This window comes from Streptomyces sp. SID11385, assembly GCF_010548245.1.
In the GTDB taxonomy this organism is placed as follows: Bacteria; Actinomycetota; Actinomycetes; order Streptomycetales; family Streptomycetaceae; genus Streptomyces.
In genome coordinates, this window is the sequence record NZ_JAAGLR010000515.1 from 1 (window position 1) to 1,545 (window position 1,545).

The following is a 1,545-nucleotide window of genomic DNA, read 5'->3' on the forward strand; positions in this document are numbered from 1 at the left end:
CGCCGCGCCCGCCACCAGGTCCGCGGGCGCGCTGCGCAAGGCGGGCGGCTCCGCCGCTTCCGCCGCAGGCCGCATCCGCTCCGGCGCCACCCGCCTCCGCACCCCCCTCGCCACCCTCGGCGCCCTCACCGCCGGGGCCGGGCTCTTCGGCTCGGCGACCGACCTGCTCGGCACGGCGACCCCCCAAGTCACCAAGTTCATGACCCTGTTCGGCACCGCGCTCACCGTCGGCTCGGTCGCGATGACCGCGATCAACACCGTCATGAAGGCGAACCCGCTCGGCTTCCTCCTCGGCGTCGTCGCCCCGCTCGGCGCGCTGGTCATCGAGTACGCGCTCAACTCCGAGACCGGGCAACGAATCATCCAGCAGGTCTTCGACGCGGCTCTCGAAGGCTTCCGGGCCGTGAGCGCGTTCATGCTGCCGCTCATCAGCGGCTGGGGCGAGACGATCGGGAACGTCTTCGCGGGGATACGGGAGACGACGAACACCGTCCTCAAGGCGGTCGGCGGCCCGCTCGGCTCCGCCTTCCGTACGGCGCAGAGCACCGTATCGACCGCGAGCCGCGCCCTGACCGCCCTCGCCAGAGCCCCTTTCGCCGCGCTCAAGGGCGCCGTGCGACCCGTACTCGACTGGCTCCGCGCCAAGCTCCCCGGCGCCTTCACGCGCGTCCGCGACGCGATGACGAAGACGCTGCACGGCATGGGGAACTTCCTCTCCACCGGCATCCAGACCGTCGCCGGGGTCGTCACCGGGCCCGTCAAGGGCCTCATCGCCTTCGCGAACTGGATCATCGACGGCCTCAACCACCTCAGTTTCAGCTTCTTCGGCAAGAAGTTCGGCGTCCACCTCTCGAAGATCCCCCTGCTCGCCGAGGGCGGCATCGTCCAGCCCACCGCGAGCCCGGGCGCCGCCGCCGTCCGCCCGCTCAGCGCCCTCAGCCGCCTGCTGCCCGCGCCCGCCGCCGCTCCCGTGACCACCGGGCCCGCCCTCTTCGCGGGCCGCCCCGGCGTCCGCGTCTACGCCGAGCGCCCCGGCAGCAGCCCGCTCACCGTCGCCGACGACCTCCTCTTCCTGCGGGCCTCGGCAGCGGCCTGATACCCGCTCGGCGGGTGGCCCGCGATCCGCCCCGGGCGGCCCGTTCCGCGCCCGTACCGCCCCGACCCGTAACGAGGTGACGGCCCCATGGCCGAGACCACGCCCACCCCTCCGCTCCTCATGGACCCGGCAGGACCGACCGAGGCGAACCCCGCCGACAGCGCGGTGCACGCCCCCGACCCCACCGCCGACCTCGACCCCGGCTCCCTCATCACCCGCGACGGGCAGCTCCAGTTCGGCGGGCTGCTCCTCGGCGAGGGCACCCCCTACCCCGTGGACCGCTCCGGGCTCACCGGCTGGGACGACCTGCCCGAACTCGACCTCGGCGACGTGCTCCGCCCCGACCAGCACGGCGCCTGGCCCGGCGACCGCTGGGCGCAGTCCCGCCTCGTCGGCGCCACGCTGTGGCTCACGCCCCCGGCCGGCACCGCACCGCTCGCCACCGCGCG

At 74.6% G+C, this 1,545-nt stretch carries 1 protein-coding gene and 1 pseudogene; both read left to right on the plus strand.

Annotated features, from left to right (window positions below; all coding sequences use genetic code 11):
* On the plus strand, positions 1 to 1,096 hold a 1,096-nt coding region (locus tag G3I42_RS15980; protein WP_164286540.1), incomplete at its 5' end, for a hypothetical protein.
* Positions 1,097 to 1,183: 87 nt separating this feature from the next.
* Positions 1,184 to 1,545, plus strand: a pseudogene (locus tag G3I42_RS15985) (phage tail protein); the annotation flags it as partial.